This is a genomic window from Actinotignum vesiculae (genome assembly GCF_051267215.1).
Taxonomy (GTDB): domain Bacteria; phylum Actinomycetota; class Actinomycetes; order Actinomycetales; family Actinomycetaceae; genus Actinotignum; species Actinotignum schaalii.
The window spans coordinates 1-3241 of sequence record NZ_JBOZGG010000026.1 but is presented as its reverse complement, the minus strand read 5'-3'; the positions used below and the strand labels follow the sequence as shown (position 1 = coordinate 3241).

Sequence of the window (3241 nt, the reverse complement as noted above, 5' to 3'; positions counted from 1 at the left end):
GTGGCCAGTCATCGCACAGTGAACGCAAACATCAATAATCCCACGCTTATCAAGCAACCCGTCTATCGTAATTTTTGGTTATCGGTCCATTAGTACCAGTCAACTAAAACCCTCACAAGCCTTACATCCCTGGCCTATCAACCCGATCATCAACCGGGGACCTCACCCACAAACAGTGGAACGAGAACTAATCTCGAAGCAGGCTTCCCGCTTAGATGCTTTCAGCGGTTATCCCTCCCGAACGTGGCCAACCAGCAATGCCCCTGGCGGAACAACTGGCACACTAGAGGTTCGTCCGTCCCGGTCCTCTCGTACTAGGAACAGCCCTTCTCAATTCTCAAACGCGCGCAGCGGATAGGGACCGAACTGTCTCACGACGTTCTGAACCCAGCTCGCGTACCGCTTTAATGGGCGAACAGCCCAACCCTTGGGACCTACTCCAGCCCCAGGATGCGACGAGCCGACATCGAGGTGCCAAACCATGCCGTCGATATGAACTCTTGGGCAGGATCAGCCTGTTATCCCCGGGGTACCTTTTATCCGTTGAGCGACGGCGCTTCCACAAGCCACCGCCGGATCACTAGTTCCTACTTTCGTACCTGCTCGACATGTCTGTCTCACAGTCAAGCTTCCTTCTACACTTACACTCACCACCTGATGACCAACCAGGCTGAGGAAACCTTTGAGCGCCTCCGTTACCCTTTAGGAGGCAACCGCCCCAGTTAAACTACCCACCAGGCACTGTCCTTAGCCCGGATCACGGACCAAAGTTAGACATGCAATACGACCAGAGTGGTATTTCAACAACGACTCCACACAAACTAGCGTCCATGCATCACAGTCTCCCACCTATCCTACACAAACCGTACCGAACACCAATACCAAGCTATAGTAAAGGTCCCGGGGTCTTTCCGTCCTGCTGCGCGAAACGAGCATCTTTACTCGTAATGCAATTTCACCGAGCTCGTGGTCGAGACAGTAGAGAAGTCGTTACGCCATTCGTGCAGGTCGGAACTTACCCGACAAGGAATTTCGCTACCTTAGGATGGTTATAGTTACCACCGCCGTTTACTGGGGCTTAACTTCCCAGCCTCGCCCCCATAAGGGGCTAACCAGTCCGCTTAACCTTCCAGCACCGGGCAGGCGTCAGTCCGTATACATCGCCTTACAGCTTCGCACGGACCTGTGTTTTTGATAAACAGTCGCTTCTCCCTAGACTCTGCGACCCAACCCCCCACAACACCCAGACACGGGGCGTGTAAAGAGTGGGCCCCCCTTCTCCCAAAGTTACGGGGGCATTTTGCCGAGTTCCTTAACCACGATTCACTCGCACGCCTTAGTATGCTCTACCCAACTACCAGTGTCGGTTTCGGGTACGGGCGGTCATATTACTCACGTCGATGCTTTTCTCGGCAGTACAGGATCACCCTACTTCCCACAAAAAGTGGTCACCATCAGGCCTCACCCACAATGTCCCCCGGATTTACCAAAGAGACGGGCCACACCCTTAAACGCGCCAAGCCATTAGGCACGCGAAGCTACCTCCCTGCGTCACACCTGTTAACACGCTTGCCTCCCACACTTAGGACCCCACGCCACCCACACCAACAACAAACACAACAAAAATCATGCTTGCTTACATGGCATAGACGGGATGGTTAGCATCAACGCAGAAGACACTGGACGCAATAAAACCGGTACCAGAATAAGAACTGGTCACCCATCGACTACGCCTGTCGGCCTCGCCTTAGGACCCGACTAACCCAGAGAGGACGAACCTACCCCTGGAACCCTTAGTCATACGGCGGGAAGGATTCTCACCTCCCAAACGTTACTCATGCCTGCATTCTCACTCCCACACAATCCACCACAAGTTCACACCATGGCTTCACCTCGCGCAGGACGCTCCCCTACCCAGTAAAAACAATTACTGCCGCGGTTTCGGCGGTGTACTTCAGCCCCGCTACATTGTCGGCGCTCAATCACTTGACCAGTGAGCTATTACGCACTCTTTCAAGGATGGCTGCTTCTAAGCCAACCTCCTGGTTGTCACAGCAACTAAACATCCTTTCCCACTTAGCACACACTTAGGGGCCTTAACCGGCGATCTGGGCTGTTTCCCTCTCGACTATGAAGCTTATCCCCCACAGTCTCACTGCCACGCTCAACTTCATGGTATTCGGAGTTTGGCTGACGTCAGTAACCAAATCAGGCCCATCAGCCAACCAGTAGCTCTACCCCCACAAAGAACCACGCAACGCTGCACCTAAATGCATTTCGGGGAGAACCAGCTATCACGGAGTTTGATTGGCCTTTCACCCCTACCCACAACTCATCCCCCAGGTTTTCAACCCTGGTGGGTTCGGGCCTCCACACGCTCTTACACGTGCCTCACCCTGGCCATGGGTAGATCACCCCGCTTCGGGTCTAGAACATGCAACTAAAAACGCCCTCTTCAGACTCGCTTTCGCTACGACTACCCCACACGGGTTAACCTCGCCACACATCCTAACTCGCAGGCTCATTCTTCAATAGGCACGCCATCACCACCAATAATGTGGCTCTGACAGTTTGTAGGCGCCTGGTTTCAGGCACTATTTCACTCCCCTCCCGGGGTACTTTTCACCATTCCCTCACGGTACTAATCCACTATCGGTCACGACGGGTATTTAGCCTTACCAAGTGGTCTTGGCAGATTCACACGAGATTCCACGAGCCCCGTGCTACTCGGGCACATTGTCACGTAGTCAGGAACATTTCAGCTACCCGGCTATCACGGTCTACGGCAGGCCTTCCCAAACCCTTCACCTATACCCCTGATTTATCACTACGCCCCACCATGTCGGTAGTAGGAAGACAACACCCCACAACACCTTGCATGCAACCCCCGACAAGTATCACACACACAAGGTTTAGGCTCCTTCGCTTTCGCTCGCCACTACTCACAAAATATCTTTTCCAGCAGGTACTAAGATGTTTCACTTCCCCACGTTCCCACCACCAACCTATCAATTCAGCTGGCAGCAACCCGGCATAACCCAGGCTAGGTTCCCCCATTCGGACACCCTCGGATCACCACTCGCTAGCCAATTCCCCGAGGCATATCGCAGGCTACAACGTCCTTCTTCGGCCCATACGCACCAAGGCATCCACCAAACGCCCTACAACACCAAAAAAACAATAAACAAGAAACTCAAAACAAAATCGTTTACATTACGCAAAATCACACAACAAACACACA

The 3241-nt window shown here is 53.2% G+C and carries 1 rRNA gene; it reads right to left on the bottom strand.

From position 1 onward, the window contains the following. Nucleotides 1–69: 69 nt before the first annotated feature. Nucleotides 70–3176, bottom strand: a 23S ribosomal RNA gene (locus ACRQHG_RS09335). Nucleotides 3177–3241: the final 65 nt, after the last annotated feature.